This window comes from Enterobacter sp. V89_11 (assembly GCF_029967775.1).
Lineage (GTDB): Bacteria > Pseudomonadota > Gammaproteobacteria > Enterobacterales > Enterobacteriaceae > Enterobacter > Enterobacter ludwigii.
Map to the genome: position 1 here is coordinate 1 of NZ_JASCAN010000053.1, position 820 is coordinate 820.

An 820-nucleotide genomic window follows, 5' to 3' on the forward strand; every position below is an offset into this window, starting at 1 on the left:
GTCGCTGCCGCAGCTTCGGTGCATGGTTTAGCCCCGTTACATCTTCCGCGCAGGCCGACTCGACCAGTGAGCTATTACGCTTTCTTTAAATGATGGCTGCTTCTAAGCCAACATCCTGGCTGTCTGTGCCTTCCCACATCGTTTCCCACTTAACCATGACTTTGGGACCTTAGCTGGCGGTCTGGGTTGTTTCCCTCTTCACGACGGACGTTAGCACCCGCCGTGTGTCTCCCGTGATAACATTCTTCGGTATTCGTAGTTTGCATCGGGTTGGTAAGCCGGGATGGCCCCCTAGCCGAAACAGTGCTCTACCCCCGAAGATGAGTTCACGAGGCGCTACCTAAATAGCTTTCGGGGAGAACCAGCTATCTCCCGGTTTGATTGGCCTTTCACCCCCAGCCACAAGTCATCCGCTAATTTTTCAACATTAGTCGGTTCGGTCCTCCAGTTAGTGTTACCCAACCTTCAACCTGCCCATGGCTAGATCACCGGGTTTCGGGTCTATACCCTGCAACTTAACGCCCAGTTAAGACTCGGTTTCCCTTCGGCTCCCCTATACGGTTAACCTTGCTACAGAATATAAGTCGCTGACCCATTATACAAAAGGTACGCAGTCACCCCATAAAAGAGGCTCCCACTGCTTGTACGTACACGGTTTCAGGTTCTTTTTCACTCCCCTCGCCGGGGTTCTTTTCGCCTTTCCCTCACGGTACTGGTTCACTATCGGTCAGTCAGGAGTATTTAGCCTTGGAGGATGGTCCCCCCATATTCAGACAGGATACCACGTGTCCCGCCCTACTCTTCGAGTTCACAGCCTGTG

1 rRNA gene is annotated in these 820 nt (G+C 52.8%); it reads right to left on the bottom strand.

Annotated elements, in window-relative coordinates:
* Positions 1–820 (bottom strand): 23S ribosomal RNA (locus QLG09_RS22345); the annotation flags it as partial.